The following is a 15,734-nucleotide window of genomic DNA, read 5'->3' as shown; positions in this document are numbered from 1 at the left end:
CAACGTGTACGCCGAAATGGGCGAAACGCGGAAGTCGGGTTCGCTTGGACTCATGGAAAACGGAGTGTTGAATGACAATTAAAGAGAGTTATCTCAGGAACTATGCAAAAGTAACATTAAGTAGTCGTCATATGTACGGTCTCCCGGCTTTTTTTTGCCGCCGGGCCGTCCCAACGCAAAAGCCGCCCCCTTGGTGGATGAGCCCGGACACAGAACAGTCCCCTGCGGACTGTTCTGTGCCTGGCGAATCCGAGCGGCATGCAGGCCGCGAGGTGGATGAGCCCGGACACGGAACAGTCCCCTGCGGACTGTTCTGTGCCTGGCGAATCCGAGCGGCATGCAGGCCGCGAGGTGGATGAGCCCGGACACAGAACAGTCCCCTGCGGACTGTTCTGTGCCTGGCGAATCCGAGCGGCATGCAGGCCGCGAGGTGGATAAGCCCGGACACAGAACAGTCCCCTGCGGACTGTTCCGTGCCTGGCGAATCCGAGCGGCATGCAGGCCGGCTGCGACATCGTCGCCGAAGGCTCGATCAAGGCGTGCGCAGGGCGGCGCGGCGCCATGCATCAGGCGTCAGGCCGGGCATAGCGGCGATTCCGAGCCGCACCAGAACCCGCTGACCAGCTGATCCGGCCTCGTCCGGGCGACCACCCGGGCGGCCACGGCCCACGCATCCAGCCTTACGCGCAATCCAGCATACACGCCATGCCCGGCGCCGGGTTCGATCTTGCCCGCCGCAGCCAGGCCTTCGCCCGCCTTGATCGAGCCTTCGGCGACGATGTCGCAGCCGGCCAGCATGCCCCAGCCGGTCTCTATATGATTGCCCGCGACGATGGACTCGCCCGCCTGGATGCCGCATTCCACCACGATATCGTGTTGCGCCTTCACTTGGCCGCCGGCCTTGATGCCCTGATCGCACTTGATCGAGCCGCCGGCCGACAGGCTTTGCCCGATGCGGATGTTGCCCGACACGGAGATCCCCTGTCCGGCGGCCGCATCCCATTTGGCGTGCAGCCTGCCGCCGCACTCCAGCCTGGATTCCGCCTGTATGCCCCAGCCGGCGATGATGTCGCCTTCGGCGCGGATATGCCCGCCGCTGATGATGCTGCCCTCGGCCTGGATATTCTCGCCGGCCACGATATCGGTGCCGGCCTTGATGCCGCCGCCGCTCTGTATGCAGCGGCCGGCTCGCACCACGGTATCGGCGTGGATGCCCAGGCGCACGACCAGTGTGCCCGCGAAGACGATGGCGTTCACATCGACCGAATCGAGCGTCAGCACCTCGTCGGTGGGACCGAACTGGTCAAGCAGCCAGCAGGCGTCATCGATGCGATTGTCGGCGACGAGCGCGTCCAGTACTTCCTGGTAGTCCCCCTGGCCGTTCTGGTCGCGAAGGAACCAGCGATAGCCCGAGGTGCATGGATTCTTGGCCTTGACGAATTTCTTGGTAAGTTGCATAGCGCTTGATGTTGGCCGCCCCGCCGCGGGGCAGCTTGAATTACGTGTGGAAACGCCCGATGCGAAGCCGGACGCGCTTGGAGGGACGGAAAGCGGCGGAAAAAAAACCGCATTCCGCGCTCGGACATGCCTGCGCGGTCTTAGCCGGGCTTGGCGCGCGCGTATGCCGAGCGCACGGCCACTTCCTGGGAACCCAGGAAAGTGATCCTTAGCGCGCGGGAGCATGCCGACCGAAAGGCGTGTTCGGCCGGCAGCGATAGTTTCACCATGTAATTCAATCTTGATTGCCGCGCGAGGCGCGGCGCGTCTTGCAAGGCAGGTATTATAGGACGGCCGCGCCGTTTGCGCTCATTTCTCCACTTTCTGCTGCAAAGCCCGGGCCATTTCGAGGTGATGCTCCAGGGCGGGGGCGTTCTTGGCGGCGAAAGCCTTGATGTCCGGGTCCTCGGCCTTGCCGGCCGTTTCCTGGAACAGCTTTACAGCGTCTTCGTGGGCCGAGACGCCGATCTGGCTGGCATACATCTTGTCGAAGTGCGTGCCGCTCAGGACGCCCAGGGTCTTGATCTTGGCCGTCTGCACGATGGATGGCCCGGTGGGCGGGGTGTAGCCTTTCCTGGCGGCCAGGGCATCCAGTTCCGCCCCCACCTCGGTGTGATCCTTGATCATCTGGGCGGCGAAGGCCTTGACATCGGGATTCGCCGATTTGGTCTCGGCAAGCTTGCTGCCCTCTATTTCGGCATGGCCGGCCTGCGCGGCATTTTCAAGAAAGTCCTTGTCGCCGCCCGCCAGCTTCTGGGTGGCGGCCCCCTGCATGGGGGTGGGCGCGGGAGCCGACGCCTGCGCCATGGCGCCTGCGCACAGGGTCAGCGAGCCGGCGGCGAGGACGGCGGAAGTCAGGATACGCAAAGTCATGGAAGTCTCCGTAAGTGAACGCGCCATGGCGCGAGACCGTCCCTGCGGCAACTGGCGTGCCCGCCGGCATCGAGCCGCCTTTTTAATACAGATGATAATCATTCCCATTATTTAATGTAGAATTCACGGCTGGTCTCTCTTATCCTGTTACTTGGTCCGCGGACATGTCTTCAATCCCGTCTTCCCGCCGCCGCTCGTATTGGCTCAAAACCCTGCATCAATGGCACTGGATGAGCGCGGCGCTGAGCCTGACCGGCCTGATCCTGTTCGCGGCGACCGGGCTCACGCTGAACAATGCGGCATGGATAGAAGCCAGCCCGAAGACGCTTTCCAGGACACTGGCCTTGCCGGAAGAGCTTGCCGCCACATTGGCGCCGGACGCCTCCGCGCAGAAAAAGCGGCCCTTGCCCGGACCTGTGCGGGCTTGGCTGGACCAGCAACTGGGCATCCATATCGGCGATCGCAGCGCCGAATTCTCGCCGAACGAAATCTATCTTTCGCTGCCAGAACCGGGGGCAGACGCCTGGCTTTCAATAGACGTCGCCAGCGGCGCCGTCGAATACGAATACAGCAGCCGCGGCTGGGTCGCTTACTTCAACGACTTGCACAAGGGGCGCCATGCGGGCGCCATATGGAGCTGGTTCATCGATGTCTTCGCCGTCGCCTGTCTGGTTTTTGCGTTCACCGGCCTGTTCCTGGTAAAGCTGCATGCCGCCAACCGCCCCGCCACGTGGCCGCTGCTCAGCCTTGGCCTCGTCCTTCCCATCGTCCTCATGCTCTTATTCATCCACTAGACCATTATGAAATATCTGCTCAAACCCGCCGTCGCCCTGGTGCTGGCAAGCCTGCTGGGCAGCCGCGCCTCGGCGGCCGACATGACCATCAAGGTCGACATTCCGCGGCTGGATACGGCTGAATACCACCGCCCTTACGTCGCCATCTGGCTGGAAGATGCCGGCAAGAAGGATATCCGCGATATCGCCGTCTGGTACGAACACGAAAAGCCCCAGGAAGAAGGCAAGAAATGGCTGAAAGACCTGCGCCAATGGTGGCGCCTGAGCGGCCGCAACCAGGAAAAGCCCGCTGACGGGGTCAGCGGCGCCACCCGCGCCGTAGGCGTGCAGACTGTCAACCTGTCGGGCCAAAGCCCGGCGCTGTCCGGCCTGGAGCCAGGCGATTATCAAGTCGTGGTCGAAGCGGCCCGCGAAAAAGGCGGACGCGAATTGCTGCGGCTGCCGCTGGCCTGGCCGCCGGCCCAGAGCCTAACCATCAACGCCCAGGGCCAGCAGGAACTGGGTCCCGTCTCTCTGACTCTCACTCCCTGAAATCAACCATGAAAAGACTCGCTCCCTCTCTATTGGCATTGGCCCTGCTGGTCCCCGGCCTGGCCCACTCACACGATACGTGGATACTGCCTTCGGCTACCGTGCTCTCGGGCGAAGAAGGCTGGATCACCGTCGATGCCGCCGTCGGCAACGATAAATTCTTCTTCAATCACCATCCGCTGTCGCTCAAAGGGCTGGAAATCACCAGCCCCAGCGGCAAAGAAGTGGCGGGCGAGAATCCCTTCACCGGCAAGCTGCGCAGCGGCTTCGATGTGCACCTGACCGAAACGGGCACCTACCGCATCGCGCTGGTCATGAACGGCGTTTCCGCCCGCTGGAAGGAAGACGGCAAGATGAAGCGCTGGTTCGGTTCCGCCGGTGACTATGCCAAGCATGTTCCCGCCACGGCAGACGCGCTGGAAGTGCAGCAGCGGGCAAACCGCATCGAAACTTTTGTCACCCAAGGCAAGCCCAGCCCGATTGCCGCGGTAAAAGAAGGCATCAGCCTGACCGCGGCGTCCCATCCGAATGACCTCTTTGCCGGCGAGAAGGCCAAATTCGTCGTCACCATCGACGGCCAGCCCGCCAAACAGGCCGAAGTGGAGATCGTGCTGGAAGGCAACCGCTACCGCGATGCGCTCGATGGCATATCGCTCAAAACCAATGACGCCGGCGAATTCGAAGTCACTTGGCCGCAAGCGGGCCGCTACTGGGTGCATACCGAAAGCAGCGACCAGAAAACCACCGTGCCCCAGGCCAAAGGCCGCGTCCTGTCCTATGCGGCGACGCTGGAAGTCCTGCCCCAGTAATGACGCGTGACTGACAGGCCAGCGCCCCCGCCCGTGGCGTCCCAGGAAAATACCGCGGCGCCGCCTTGCCATGAGCTGCGCGGGCGCAGCATGGGCACCACCTGGACCGTCAAGATCGCCGCGCCGGTCGGCGCGGCGCGTGCGGATGCGCTCGATGCGGCGATACAGCAGGCGCTCGAACGGATTACCCGGCAAATGAGCACCTGGGAAGCGGACAGCGTCATTACGGTCCTGAGCCAGTCCGAGCCTGGCTGGTATCAAGTGCCCGAAGAACTGTTCCATGTCCTGGGCCACGCTCTCGATGTGGCCAGGCAAACCGGCGGCGCTTATGATCCCACCGTAGGCGGACTGGTGGATTTATGGGGCTTCGGGCCGCGGGGCGCCATCGCCGTCCCTCCCGCCGACAGCGCGATCGCAGCGGCGCTGGCGCAAGCCGGCTGGCACCGGACCGCGCTCAACGCCGAACATCGCGGTGTGTGGCAGCCCGGCCGGCTGCAATTCGACCTGTCGTCCATCGCCAAAGGCTATGGCGCGGACCAGATCGCCGCGGTGCTGGACCAGCATGCCATCGAACACTACCTGGTCGAACTGGGCGGCGAACTGAAAGCCCGGGGCCTGAATCCGCGGCAATCCCGCTGGGCGCTGGGCATCGACATTCCGGGCGACCCGGCAACTTTTCCCATTTCGCTCAGCGATTGCGCCATCGCCACGTCGGGCGATTACCGCCGCCATTTCGAGCATGGGGGGCGCCGCTACGGCCATACCCTGGACCCGCGCACAGGCCGTCCGCTATTGCATAGCCTGGCATCGGTAAGCGTGCTGCATCACGATTGCATGCTGGCCGACGCTCTGGCCACCGCCCTGCTGTGCCTGGGCCCCGGACAAGGCCCGGCTTATGCGCGCGCGAATGGCATCGCGGCCCTTTTCATGCACAGGCACCCCCACGATATCGCTATCGAATCGACGGCGGAATTCCGGGCGCTGGCTCGATGCTGATGCGGCAGTAAACCACTCATGATTATTCAGCGCCAATGACTATCCAGCTTGCCGCGGCAATAACGCTACTGTGCGCCTGGCTGGCGCTGGTCTGGCGCACGCTGCGCAAGGTACGCGCCGCGCGCGCGCGCGGCGCCGGCGACAAGACCGATATTGCGGTGATCTACGCCAGCCAGACCGGCACCGCCAAAGACATGGCGCAGCGCAGCGCCGAGGCCCTGGGCCCGCGGCGCGCCACGCTGCTGGCGATGGATCGGATCGGCCCCGGTCAATTGCTCGATTACAAGGCGGCCCTGTTCATCGTCAGCACTTATGGCGAGGGCGATCCGCCAGACATGGCGCAAGCCTTCCACGCCGGGACGCTCGACGCCGCAAGCGCCGCGCGCCTGGAGTCGCTGGACGTGGCCTTGCTGGCCCTGGGCGACAGCAGCTATCGCCATTACTGCGGCTTTGGCCGGTCGCTCGGGCAATGGCTCGAGCGGCAAGGCGCCAATTTCCTGTTTGCCCCGGTCCTGGTCGACCGGGGCGCGCCCGAAGCGCTGCTGGCCTGGCAGCGCCATATGGACAAGCATTTCCAGGCGCGCGTCGATACCGCGGAGCACTATGCCGACTGGCGCCTGCTGCGGCGGCGCCATATGAACCCGGGAAGCGCGGGGGGAGCCTGCCATGAACTGGCGCTCGAGCCCGCCGGGCCGGGGCCGGCCAGCTGGAGCGCGGGCGACATCGCCGAAGTCCGGATTCCCGGCGATGGCAGGCGCAGGGAATATTCGATTGCCTCCACCCCCGGCGAAGGCGCGCTGCATCTGCTTGTGCGGCAGCACACCGATGCCGGCGGCAGGCCCGGAGCCGGCAGCCACTGGCTGACCCGGGAACTCCGGACGGGCGGGACATTGCGGCTGCGCATACGCGAGAACGCCCTTTTCCATGTTCCGGCCCAGCCGTGCCCCGCCATCTTCATCGGCAACGGCACGGGTATCGCCGGCTTGCGCAGCCTGCTGCAGGCCCGCATGGAGCAAGGACACTACGAGAACTGGCTGGTCTTCGGCGAACGGCAGCAAGCCCACGATTTCCACTATGGCGACCTATTGCGCGACTGGCATGCGCGGCGCAGGATCCAAAGGCTGGACCTGGCCTTCTCGCGCGATCAGGCGCAGAAGCACTATGTGCACCACCTGCTGCGCAATGCCGCCGCAGAACTGCGCGCCTGGATCGCGCGCGGCGCCATCGTCTATGTGTGCGGCAGCAAGGACACCATGGCCCGCGACGTGGACCATGCCATCCGCGACATCCTCGGCGCCGAGGGCTATGCCGCCCTGCTCGAACGCGGTGGCTATAAGCGCGACGTATACTGAGACGGGTACTGATTAAGTAAGCAAGCGTTAAGCCGCATGCCGGGCCGGAAACCGCCTGTTTCCATAAGATGGCCGGCCGGCGGCCTGGCGTTGCTAGAATCTGACCAAGCGCCCGCAAAGCGAGGTTTCCATGTCCGCCCTGTTCAAAGACCGAAAAGATGCTGGCCGCCGCCTGGGCGCCCTGCTTGCCAAGCGCTATGGCGGACGGCAGGACGTGCTGGTCCTGGGCCTGCCGCGCGGCGGCGTGCCCGTCGCCTACGAGGTGGCGCGCGCCCTTGGCGCCGCGCTGGACGTACTTATCGTGCGCAAGCTGGGCCTGCCGCAGCATAAAGAATACGCTATGGGCGCCATCGCCAGCGGCGGCGTCACGGTGCTGGACCAGGACATCGTGCGCGGCATGGGAGTCAGCCAGGAGGCCCTCGATGCGGTGGTGGCGGCGGAACAGGCCGAACTGCTGCGGCGCGAAGCCGCCTACCGCGGCGACGCCCCCGCCAGCCCGCTTGGCGGCCGCACCGTCATCCTGGTCGACGATGGGCTGGCCACCGGCAGCACCATGCGCGCCGCCATTGCGGCGGCCAGGCATGGCGAGCCCCTTTGCATCGTCGTGGCGGCGCCGGTCGGCGCGCCCGAGACCTGCGAGGCCATCCGGCCGCAGGTCGATGACCTCGTCTGCCTGGCGCAACCCGAGCTATTCCGGGCGGTCGGCTTGTGGTACCAGGATTTTCCGCAAACCAGCGACCGCGAAGTACAGGAATTGCTGGCGAAGAGGCGGCCTGATTCCCTAGGGAAATTGGCCTAGGAAGCCGGATCTTCCCAGGGGCCGCCTGGGCAAACCAGGCCATTTGGACCAGATGGTGTTGTAAAGGCTACGATTCCGTAACGAAAAGTAGCTATTCCGTCTGGACTTTATGCTCTGATAGGATTACATTCCTGCTTAGGTTTTCAAGTTCGTTGAAGTTAGCACAAACCAGTACCAGAAAAAACTGTACTTTTTTGCTCAAATCTCCACGCCTTGACAGTCTTTTGCAGAGCATGTCGCTCGTCTTTTTAGGGATCGCAAAGAAATGGCAACAGAAACTGGTATTGTTAAATGGTTCAACAACGAAAAGGGCTTCGGTTTTATTACTCCTGAAGCCGGTGGCAAAGATTTGTTTGCACACCACACCGACATCGTCGGCACAGGTTACAAGTCGCTCGAAGAAAACCAACGTGTTTCTTACGAAGCAGCTGAAGGCCAAAAAGGCCCACAAGCCAAGAACATCCAAGTTATCTAAGCATAACTGGTTGTTGGAAAGCCCGCTTTCGAGCGGGCTTTTTTTTGTCTCGGGCCGTCCAGGCGGCAAGCCGAAAGCCGCCATCCGTTCTGGACGCGGAGCACACCGTAGCGCAAGGCGCCCGCGGGTCAAGGAATACGCGCGAAACTCATGGCGGGCGCCTGGCTGGCTTCTCAGCGGGGAATGGTGTATTCTTACCAAATATCGATCGATATATCAAGGGTAAGATATGACCGCCACCGCCACGCTGTCCAGCAAGTTCCAGATATCCCTTCCCAAGGCCGTCCGCGAAGAGCAGCACTGGGAGGCCGGGCAGGAATTCGTGTTCATCCCCAAGGGCAAAGGCGTGCTGTTGATGCCGGTGCCCGAGTTGGACCAGCTGGCCGGCATAGCCAAGGGCGCGCGCAAGGATGGCTACCGCGACCGCAGGGATCGCTACTGATGACCGCGCCGCTATGCGTGGTCGATACCTCGGCCTGGATCGAGTGGCTTATCGGCAGCGCGCTCGGCAAGAAGCTGGGCAAGCGGTTCCCGGACAAGCCCAAATGTATCGTGCCAACCATCGTGCAACTCGAGCTGTCGAAGTGGCTGGTGCGCGAAGTCGGCGAAGAAGAGGCCGACCAGGCGCTCGCGTACACGCAGAAGTGTGTCGTCGCGCCCCTCGATGCTGCCATCGCGCTGCTCGCGGCCGACCTGCACCGCGAACACAAGCTGGCTACCGCCGATGCCATCGTCTACGCGACGGCGCGGCGCCTGGGCGCAGAGCTGCTGACCTGCGATGCGCACTTCGACGGGCTGCCGGATGTGGCGCTGTTTGCCAAGGCCGCTTGAACTTGCGAAGGAATGGCCTGCGCGCGTTCCTCTACTACCATTATGTGAATAACACCGGCCTGATCCCATGGTTCCATTGCCCAGATGACTCGCTCCCCCCGGCGCCCTCCCGCCACTGACAAGCCGCCGGCGGCCCGCCGCCCTGCCGCCCTTGCGCCGTCCGCGCCAGCGGGCAGCGAACCCGCGCCCGGCGCAAGCGCCGCCTTGCTGCATCCGCGCAATCGCCACCAGGGCCGCTATGACTTCGCGCTGCTGACCCGGGACAGCCCGGCGCTGGCCGCTTTTGTGGTTTCCAACCCCTATGGCGAGCCCAGCATAGACTTCGCCAGGCCGGCTGCGGTCAGGGCGCTGAACCGCGCCTTGCTGAAAACCTTCTATGGCATCGAGCACTGGGACATTCCCGAGGGCTATTTGTGCCCGCCTATTCCCGGCCGCGTGGATTACCTGCACTATCTGGCCGATTTGCTGGCGCAAAGCAACGGCGGCGCCATCCCGCGGGGGCCGGCGGTGCGCGTGCTGGATATCGGCGTGGGCGCCAATGCGATCTATCCCCTGCTCGGCCATGCCGAATACGGCTGGCGCTTCCTGGGCTCGGATACCGACGGCGCCGCCCTGTCCTGCGCTCAGGCCAACATTCAATCCAACGGCGGCCTGGACCAGGCGATTGAACTGCGCCGGCAAAAATCGCCCGACCGCATTTTCCAAGGCCTGCTCGCCGCGGGCGAGCGTTTCGACCTGAGCCTGTGCAATCCGCCCTTCCATGCGTCCGCGCACGAGGCGCAGAGCGCCTCGCAGCGCAAATGGCGCGGCTTGGGAAAAGCCCAGCCCAGGCACAAGGCGCCGCTATTGAATTTTGGCGGCCAGGGCGCCGAACTATGGTGCGAAGGCGGCGAAGCCTTTTTCCTGCGGCGCATGGTGGAAGAAAGCGTCACTGTGCAGGACCAGGTTTTCTGGTTCAGCTCCCTGGTTTCCAAAGAGTCCAGCCTGCCCGAGGTATTCCGCAGCTTGAGAAAAGCCCGCGCTCTCGATGTGCGCACGGTGGAAATGGCCCAGGGCCAGAAGAAAAGCCGCTTTGTCGCCTGGACCTTCCTGGACGCGGCGGCGCAGCGGGCCTGGCGCGGGCGCTAGCCGGTGGCCTGCCCGTCCTGACGTGCCCGCGGGCTCACCTTCGGCGCCGCATTGGTCTTGCCTCGCTTGACCTCGCCCTGAAGGGCGAGGCTTGCGCTTGGGTTCGTGGTCAATTAGCCGCGCTTTCCCGGCGCGCGCCACGCTGCGGGCCCGGGAACAGGCCCTCGCGCCGCAAGGCCATGGGTGGCATAAAGCATAAAAAAAACTACAATGGCTGGCCATTTCCCAAAATGGCTGGCCATCTTTCAAAAGAGAATGAACGTGAGAAAAGTTGTACGCGGCAAATTGCACGGCATACGCGTCACCGGCGCCGATCTGGACTACCATGGTTCCATCACCCTGGACCCCGACCATTGCGAAGCGGCCGGCATCCTGCCCATGGAATTCGTGGACATCTGGAACAAGAACTCGGGCGCCCGCATCAGCACCTACGTCATCTACGGCGAGCGCGGATCCCGCTGCTGCATTTTGAACGGAGCCGCGGCCCGCACCTGCCAGCGCGGCGACGAAGTCATCATCTGCAATTCGGTTTACGTCACTGAAAAAGAAATCGAAGAAATCAAGCCGTCCATCCTGACCTTCAACGCCGACAACTCGATCAACGAGCGCCTGGCTTACAGCGTTTCGCGCGATGAGCAAGACCGCCTGACGTTCGAAATACTGAAATTCGACTAAGCGCGCGGCCCGGCCATGGTGGATTTCAAACAGATAGCCGCGTTCGTCTGGGTCGCCGAACTGGGCAGTTTCCGGGCCGCCGCTGAAAAGCTCAACACCACCCAGCCGGCGATTTCCCAGCGCATAGCGGCCATGGAAGCGACCATGACCGTGCGCCTGTTCGAGCGCGGGGCCCGTGGCATAAAGCTGACCGAAAAAGGCCAGGAACTGCTGTCGCATGCGCAGCGCATGCTTGCCCTGCGCAATGAGATGCTGCGCGTGGCGAAAGCCCAGAATGCCGTGCGCGGCACGCTGCGCCTGGGCTCTTGCGAAACATTGGTGCAGACCTGGCTGCACCACCTCATCGATGAGCTGCACCAGAAGTACCCGGCGCTGGTGGTCGAGATCCATGTCGACACCACCCACGTATTAAGGGCGCAGCTGGCCTCCCACCAGATCGACCTGGCCTTGCTGGTCGGCTCGTCGCAAGAACCGAAAGAAAACTGCCTGCACTTGTGCGACTATGACCTGGCCTGGGTGGCCAGCCCCGGCCTCAAGCTGCATGGCAGGCGCGTGACCGTCGCCGAGCTGGGCAAATACCCGGTCATCACCTACCCTTCGGTCAGCCTGCCCTATCATGCGGTAAAGACCTTGCTGACGGAATCCGGCGTCAAGGCGCCGCGCATATACGGCAGCGCGTCATTGAGCACCATAGTCCAGATGACGCGCCGCGGCATAGGCCCCAGCGTCATCGCGCCCATTGTCATCGCCGAGGAAATCGCCGAAGGCAAGCTGTGCATCCTCGACGTGGACAAGGTGCCCGCGGCGCTCGGCTTTTACGCCTGCTGGATAGACACGCCGGACAGCCACACCGTGCGCACCGTCGCTCGCCTGGCGCAGCGCACCGCAAGAAACACCAGCCCCGGCGAGCAGACATAAGAAAAATTTATCGCCCCGCATGCGAACTTTCTATTGGACACGGCGACCAAGATAGGATGCAATCCGAAGCTGGATAACCGTTCTGGTGAGGCTTCAATGAATGATTCCAGGGACGCGCATCAGGCCCTCGCGGCGCAAGCTGCCCGCTGCCGGGCCATGATCCGCCGGAGCGAACACACGGGGCCCACCGCCGGGCTGGCGCCCGGCTGTGTGCAAGCCAATCTGATGATCCTGCCGCAGTCGCTCGCCGCCGACTTCCTGCTGTTCTGCCAGCGCAATCCCAAACCTTGTCCGCTGCTGGCCGTCGCGCCGGCGGGACAGTACACCGTTCCCGCGCTGGGCGAGGACATCGACATCCGCCGCGACGTGCCCAAGTACCGTGTCTGGCGCGACGGCGAACTGGTATCCGAACCGGCGGACCTGATGGACGTCTGGCGGGACGATCTGGTGTCCTTTCTTATCGGCTGCTCGTTCTCGTTCGAAGAAGCGCTGCTGGCCGATGGCATCGATGTGCGCCACATCAGCCAGGGCAGCAACGTTCCCATGTACCGTACCAATATCCCGACCCAGGGCACGCCGCGGCTCAATGGCCCGCTGGTGGTCTCGATGCGCCCCATGACCGCCGCCGACGCCATTCGCGCCGTCCAGATCACCTCGCGCTTTCCTTCGGTGCATGGCGCGCCGGTGCACCTGGGCGACCCCGCCCTGATCGGCATCCGCGACATCGACCGGCCCGATTACGGCGACCCCGTCGCCATCCATGACGGCGAATTGCCGGTTTTCTGGGCTTGCGGCGTCACGCCGCAAGCCATCATCCATACCGTCAAACCCGAATTCAGCATTACGCACGCTCCGGGCCACATGCTGATCACTGATGTCAGCAACTCCCGCCTGGCCTCTTTCTAGCTTCTTGACCAAGGCCCGGCTCGATGCCGGGTTCGTTGTACACAGTGCCGTTTTCCTTCCTGCCGCGCTTGCCGGCGGGCGGAACCCGGTCCTTACTATTTGGATGACTCTCAGGAGATTCTCATGAAGCGCATACTACTTTCGACACTGGCTGCCGGCACTTTGCTGTTGGGCGCCGGCGCCACCGCCCAGGAAAAGGCCGATGACCTGCCAAAAACCCAGTTGCAGGTGGTGGGCGGCCTAAGCAACCTGACGGCATACCAGAACTTCGAACAACCCTTCTGGACCAAGACCATACCCGAGCTTTCCGGCGGCCAGGTCACGGCGACCATCAAGGGATTCAACGAAATGGGCCTGAAAGGCCCTGAAATACTGCGCCTGATCGGCCAGGGCGTGATACCCATCGGCACCGCCACCCTCGCCTATTTCGCCAGCGACAACCCCATCAACGAAGCCATAGACCTGGCCGGCCTCGCGCCCGATGTCAAGACGGCCCGGGAAATCACCGACGCCTTCGCGCCCGTTTACCAGAAGTTCTATGCCAAGAACAATATCAAGGTGCTGGGCTTTTCGACCTATCCCGCGCAAGTGCTGTTTTGCAATGCCAGCATCACCGGCCTGGCGGACATCAAGGGCAAGAAAGTGCGCACCAGCAGCCGCACCACGGCCGAGTTCGTGCAGGCCCTGGGCGGCACCAGCGTGACGATCGCGTTCGGCGAAGTGGTGCCGGCGCTGCAGAACGGCGTGGTGGACTGCGCCATCACGGGGTCCATGTCGGGCTATTCGGCCAAATGGTATGAAGTCAGCACGCATTTGTACGTCCTGCCCATCAACTGGAACCAGCAGATTCACGCCGCCAATCTGGACTACTGGAACAAGCTCGATCCCAAGGTCCAGGAATTCCTGCAGAAGAACATCAGCGTCATGACCGACAGGATCTGGGATGCCGCCGCCAAGGAAACCCAGGAAGGCTACGACTGCAACACCGGCGCCGCCGCCTGCACGCAGCCGGTCAAAGGCAAGATGAAGCTGGTGGAGCCCACCGCGGAGGACCGCGAACTGCTCAAGAAGATCACCGCGCAAACCGTAGTGCCCAAATGGGCGGCCCGCTGCTCCGCCGAATGCGTCAAGGACTTCAACGAGACCATAGGCAAGAAGCTTGGCGTCACCGCCGCCAAGCAATCATAGTGTTTCGTGGCTGCCGCCCGCTCCGGGCGACAGCCATCGGCTCTTTACCCGGTGACCACCATGACCACAACAGAACGCTATCTCGTGCTTAACCGCCTGCTCAATGCAGCAACTTCCCTGTCGCGCCTGGCCATCTGGATCGCCGGAGGCCTGACGCTGGTCAGCGCGCTTTACATTACCGCCGACGTCATAACGCGCAAATTCTTCAGTTTCGCCCTGGGCGGCTCCGATGAGCTTTCCGGCTATGCCTTCGCAATCAGTATTTCCTGGGCGCTGGCGTTTGCCACGCTGCAGCGCGCCAACATACGCATCGACGCCCTGTACCAGCTCCTGCCGCCGCGCGTGTGCGCATTGCTGGACTGGATAGCCCTGGTGGGCCTGGCGGTATTCATCGTCTACCTGACCCGCTATGCAGCCGATGTCGCCACCCTTTCCTGGGACCGCGACGCCACAGCCAATACGGTGATGGCGACGCCTCTGTGGATTCCGCAGTTCCTGTGGGTGGCCGGCCTGGTCTGGCTATGCGTGGTTCTGGCGCTGATGCTCATACGCTCTTCCATCGCCCTGGTCACGGGCGACATTCAAACCGTGAGAGCCATTTGCGGAATACGCAGCACACGGGAAGAAGCCGAAGAAGAGGCCGAGGCCGGTGAACGCATGGTCCGTGGAGAAGCGCAATGATTACCACATCCCTGACTCTGCTGCTGGTCCTCATCGGCATCAGCATCCCCGTTGGCGCGGCCCTGGGCGTTCTCGGGCTGATCCTGGACCCCTTGTACTCCATGCTGCCGCTTACGCGCGCCCTGGGCGAGGTGTCCTGGAGCACCAGCAATGAATTCCTGCTGGTGGCCATCCCCCTGTTCGTCATGCTGGGTGAGATCCTGCTGCGATCCGGCCTGGCGGAAAGAATGTATCACTCGATGAGCTTGTGGCTGTCATGGCTGCCGGGCGGCCTGATGCATGCCAACATAGGCGCCAGCGCCCTGTTCGCCGCCACATCGGGCTCCAGCGTGGCCACCGCCGCCACGGTGGGCACGGTCGCCATTCCCCAGATCCAGAAAAAGGGCTATAACGAATCCCTGTTCCTGGGCAGCCTCGCCGCCGGCGGGACGCTGGGCATCCTGATACCGCCCTCCATCAATCTGATCATCTACGGCGTGCTGACCAACACGTCCGTGCCCCGCCTGTACCTGGCCGGCATTATCCCGGGCCTGGCCATGGCGGCGCTGTTCATGCTTGCCATCGGCCTGGCCTGCGTCGTCAAACCCAAATGGGGCGGCCAGAAAATATCGGCCACCTGGGCGGAGCGCCTTGCCAGCCTGATACACCTGATCCCCCCTTTGGGGATATTCGTGCTGGTGGTCGGATCCATCTATGCCGGCCTGGCCACGCCGACCGAGGCCGCCGCGCTGGGCGTCGTCGGCGCGCTGATCCTGGCGGCCTGCATGCGCAGGCTCACGCTGGCGATGATGCGCGATGTGCTGGAAGGCACCATGAAATCCACCGCCATGATCATGCTTATCGTCGTCGGCGCGGCCTTCCTGAACTTCATCATGGCGGCAACCGGCCTGACCAATGCGCTGACCAGCACCATTACCGGCCTGAATGTTTCCCCCACCACGATGCTGCTGATCCTGGTGGTCTTCTACCTGGTGCTGGGCTGCTTCATGGAAACCCTGTCGATGATGATCACCACCATCCCCATCATCGCTCCCATCATGATAGCCATGGGCTTTGATCCGGTATGGCTGGGCATAGTCATCATCATCCTGGTCGAAGTCGCGCTGATCACTCCGCCCGTCGGCCTGAACCTGTTCGTGGTTCAAAGCCTGCGCAAGAGCGGCAGCATGAACGACATCATGCTGGGCAGCCTGCCCTTTGTAATCATGCTGCTCGCGATGGTGGCCATACTGGCCTGGATTCCCGACCTGGCGCTGTGGCTGCCGCGGGTATTCAGCTAGC

The 15,734-nt window shown here is 63.3% G+C and carries 19 protein-coding genes; 16 read left to right on the top strand and 3 right to left on the bottom strand.

The annotated features are described in order from the left end of the window. Nucleotides 1-573: 573 nt before the first annotated feature. The 3 genes from BUB23_RS06730 to BUB23_RS06725 all read right to left on the bottom strand — a co-directional run bounded on the left by BUB23_RS06730 (nucleotide 574) and on the right by BUB23_RS06725 (nucleotide 2,370). Complete coding sequence (locus BUB23_RS06730) at nucleotides 574-1,458, bottom strand: hypothetical protein (protein ID WP_073102341.1); 885 nt, start codon at nucleotides 1,456-1,458, stop codon at nucleotides 574-576. 140 nt (nucleotides 1,459-1,598) lie between these two features. Continuing rightward, nucleotides 1,599-1,727: a hypothetical protein gene (locus BUB23_RS27560; RefSeq protein ID WP_281255540.1), complete on the bottom strand. Its 129-nt coding sequence runs from the start codon at nucleotides 1,725-1,727 to the stop codon at nucleotides 1,599-1,601. A 79-nt stretch (nucleotides 1,728-1,806) separates the two neighbouring features. Further along, nucleotides 1,807-2,370, bottom strand: coding sequence for a DUF4142 domain-containing protein (locus tag BUB23_RS06725; RefSeq protein ID WP_073102340.1), 564 nt, complete (start codon nucleotides 2,368-2,370; stop codon nucleotides 1,807-1,809). 164 nt (nucleotides 2,371-2,534) lie between these two features. Here BUB23_RS06725 and BUB23_RS06720 point away from each other — a divergent pair, with 164 nt between their 5' ends. From BUB23_RS06720 to BUB23_RS06645, 16 genes are all read left to right on the top strand, one after another. Then, entirely contained in the window at nucleotides 2,535-3,164 is a 630-nt protein-coding gene (locus BUB23_RS06720) for a PepSY-associated TM helix domain-containing protein (RefSeq protein ID WP_073102339.1), read from the top strand. Between the two features lie 15 nt (nucleotides 3,165-3,179). After that, nucleotides 3,180-3,695, top strand: coding sequence for a DUF2271 domain-containing protein (locus BUB23_RS06715; protein ID WP_218598910.1), 516 nt, complete (start codon nucleotides 3,180-3,182; stop codon nucleotides 3,693-3,695). An 8-nt stretch (nucleotides 3,696-3,703) separates the two neighbouring features. Then, nucleotides 3,704-4,504, top strand: coding sequence for a DUF4198 domain-containing protein (locus BUB23_RS06710; RefSeq protein WP_073102337.1), 801 nt, complete (start codon nucleotides 3,704-3,706; stop codon nucleotides 4,502-4,504). 6 nt (nucleotides 4,505-4,510) lie between these two features. Then, nucleotides 4,511-5,500: an FAD:protein FMN transferase gene (locus tag BUB23_RS06705; protein ID WP_245801186.1), complete on the top strand. Its 990-nt coding sequence runs from the start codon at nucleotides 4,511-4,513 to the stop codon at nucleotides 5,498-5,500. A 35-nt stretch (nucleotides 5,501-5,535) separates the two neighbouring features. After that, complete coding sequence (locus BUB23_RS06700; protein ID WP_073102336.1) at nucleotides 5,536-6,852, top strand: sulfite reductase subunit alpha; 1,317 nt, start codon at nucleotides 5,536-5,538, stop codon at nucleotides 6,850-6,852. Nucleotides 6,853-6,982: 130 nt separating this feature from the next. Beyond that, nucleotides 6,983-7,651, top strand: coding sequence for a phosphoribosyltransferase (locus tag BUB23_RS06695; protein ID WP_073102335.1), 669 nt, complete (start codon nucleotides 6,983-6,985; stop codon nucleotides 7,649-7,651). Nucleotides 7,652-7,916: 265 nt separating this feature from the next. Beyond that, entirely contained in the window at nucleotides 7,917-8,126 is a 210-nt protein-coding gene (locus BUB23_RS06690; RefSeq protein WP_073102334.1) for a cold-shock protein, read from the top strand. 229 nt (nucleotides 8,127-8,355) lie between these two features. Beyond that, nucleotides 8,356-8,568 (top strand): AbrB/MazE/SpoVT family DNA-binding domain-containing protein, encoded by a 213-nt coding sequence (locus BUB23_RS06685; RefSeq protein ID WP_073102333.1) that lies wholly within the window; start codon nucleotides 8,356-8,358, stop codon nucleotides 8,566-8,568. Next, nucleotides 8,568-8,957 (top strand): type II toxin-antitoxin system VapC family toxin, encoded by a 390-nt coding sequence (locus BUB23_RS06680; RefSeq protein WP_073102332.1) that lies wholly within the window; start codon nucleotides 8,568-8,570, stop codon nucleotides 8,955-8,957. Before BUB23_RS06685 ends, BUB23_RS06680 begins: the two co-directional genes overlap by 1 nt. A gap of 84 nt (nucleotides 8,958-9,041) precedes the next feature. Continuing rightward, complete coding sequence (gene rlmF / locus BUB23_RS06675) at nucleotides 9,042-10,085, top strand: 23S rRNA (adenine(1618)-N(6))-methyltransferase RlmF (RefSeq protein ID WP_073102331.1); 1,044 nt, start codon at nucleotides 9,042-9,044, stop codon at nucleotides 10,083-10,085. A gap of 261 nt (nucleotides 10,086-10,346) precedes the next feature. Further along, a complete protein-coding gene (panD, locus tag BUB23_RS06670) occupies nucleotides 10,347-10,760 on the top strand; it encodes an aspartate 1-decarboxylase (protein WP_073102663.1) in 414 nt (137 codons plus the stop codon). A 15-nt stretch (nucleotides 10,761-10,775) separates the two neighbouring features. Then, nucleotides 10,776-11,678, top strand: coding sequence for a LysR family transcriptional regulator (locus BUB23_RS06665; RefSeq protein WP_073102330.1), 903 nt, complete (start codon nucleotides 10,776-10,778; stop codon nucleotides 11,676-11,678). A 96-nt stretch (nucleotides 11,679-11,774) separates the two neighbouring features. Next, the gene (locus tag BUB23_RS06660; RefSeq protein ID WP_073102329.1) at nucleotides 11,775-12,584 is read left to right on the top strand and encodes a putative hydro-lyase; all 810 of its coding nucleotides are present in this window, start codon (nucleotides 11,775-11,777) and stop codon (nucleotides 12,582-12,584) included. Between the two features lie 123 nt (nucleotides 12,585-12,707). Continuing rightward, on the top strand, nucleotides 12,708-13,772 hold the full coding sequence (locus tag BUB23_RS06655) for a TRAP transporter substrate-binding protein (RefSeq protein WP_073102328.1): 1,065 nt from the start codon (nucleotides 12,708-12,710) through the stop codon (nucleotides 13,770-13,772). Between the two features lie 60 nt (nucleotides 13,773-13,832). Next, entirely contained in the window at nucleotides 13,833-14,453 is a 621-nt protein-coding gene (locus BUB23_RS06650) for a TRAP transporter small permease subunit (protein ID WP_073102327.1), read from the top strand. Next, nucleotides 14,450-15,733, top strand: a complete 1,284-nt coding sequence (locus BUB23_RS06645; RefSeq protein WP_073102326.1) for a TRAP transporter large permease — start codon at nucleotides 14,450-14,452, stop codon at nucleotides 15,731-15,733. The genes BUB23_RS06650 and BUB23_RS06645 overlap by 4 nt, the downstream gene beginning before the upstream one ends. Nucleotide 15,734 lies beyond the last annotated feature (1 nt).

It is taken from the genome of Pollutimonas bauzanensis, assembly GCF_900129885.1.
GTDB classification, from domain to species: Bacteria; Pseudomonadota; Gammaproteobacteria; order Burkholderiales; family Burkholderiaceae_B; genus Pollutimonas; species Pollutimonas bauzanensis.
The sequence above is the reverse complement of the archived record's forward strand: the minus strand, read 5'-3'. Positions and strand labels throughout refer to the sequence as shown.

Bases quoted from the DNA above. Each gene is read 5' to 3' on its own strand.
- BUB23_RS06730 (WP_073102341.1), bottom strand. From the start codon at position 1,458: ATGCAACTTACCAAGAAATTCGTCAAGGCCAAGAATCCATGCACCTCG.
- BUB23_RS06650 (WP_073102327.1), top strand. From the start codon at position 13,833: ATGACCACAACAGAACGCTATCTCGTGCTTAACCGCCTGCTCAATGCA.
- BUB23_RS06660 (WP_073102329.1), top strand. From the start codon at position 11,775: ATGAATGATTCCAGGGACGCGCATCAGGCCCTCGCGGCGCAAGCTGCC.
- BUB23_RS27560 (WP_281255540.1), bottom strand. From the start codon at position 1,727: ATGGTGAAACTATCGCTGCCGGCCGAACACGCCTTTCGGTCGGCATGC.
- BUB23_RS06655 (WP_073102328.1), top strand. From the start codon at position 12,708: ATGAAGCGCATACTACTTTCGACACTGGCTGCCGGCACTTTGCTGTTG.
- rlmF (WP_073102331.1), top strand. From the start codon at position 9,042: ATGACTCGCTCCCCCCGGCGCCCTCCCGCCACTGACAAGCCGCCGGCG.
- BUB23_RS06710 (WP_073102337.1), top strand. From the start codon at position 3,704: ATGAAAAGACTCGCTCCCTCTCTATTGGCATTGGCCCTGCTGGTCCCC.
- BUB23_RS06685 (WP_073102333.1), top strand. From the start codon at position 8,356: ATGACCGCCACCGCCACGCTGTCCAGCAAGTTCCAGATATCCCTTCCC.
- BUB23_RS06680 (WP_073102332.1), top strand. From the start codon at position 8,568: ATGACCGCGCCGCTATGCGTGGTCGATACCTCGGCCTGGATCGAGTGG.
- BUB23_RS06700 (WP_073102336.1), top strand. From the start codon at position 5,536: ATGACTATCCAGCTTGCCGCGGCAATAACGCTACTGTGCGCCTGGCTG.
- BUB23_RS06720 (WP_073102339.1), top strand. From the start codon at position 2,535: ATGTCTTCAATCCCGTCTTCCCGCCGCCGCTCGTATTGGCTCAAAACC.
- BUB23_RS06645 (WP_073102326.1), top strand. From the start codon at position 14,450: ATGATTACCACATCCCTGACTCTGCTGCTGGTCCTCATCGGCATCAGC.
- BUB23_RS06665 (WP_073102330.1), top strand. From the start codon at position 10,776: ATGGTGGATTTCAAACAGATAGCCGCGTTCGTCTGGGTCGCCGAACTG.
- BUB23_RS06695 (WP_073102335.1), top strand. From the start codon at position 6,983: ATGTCCGCCCTGTTCAAAGACCGAAAAGATGCTGGCCGCCGCCTGGGC.
- BUB23_RS06725 (WP_073102340.1), bottom strand. From the start codon at position 2,370: ATGACTTTGCGTATCCTGACTTCCGCCGTCCTCGCCGCCGGCTCGCTG.
- BUB23_RS06690 (WP_073102334.1), top strand. From the start codon at position 7,917: ATGGCAACAGAAACTGGTATTGTTAAATGGTTCAACAACGAAAAGGGC.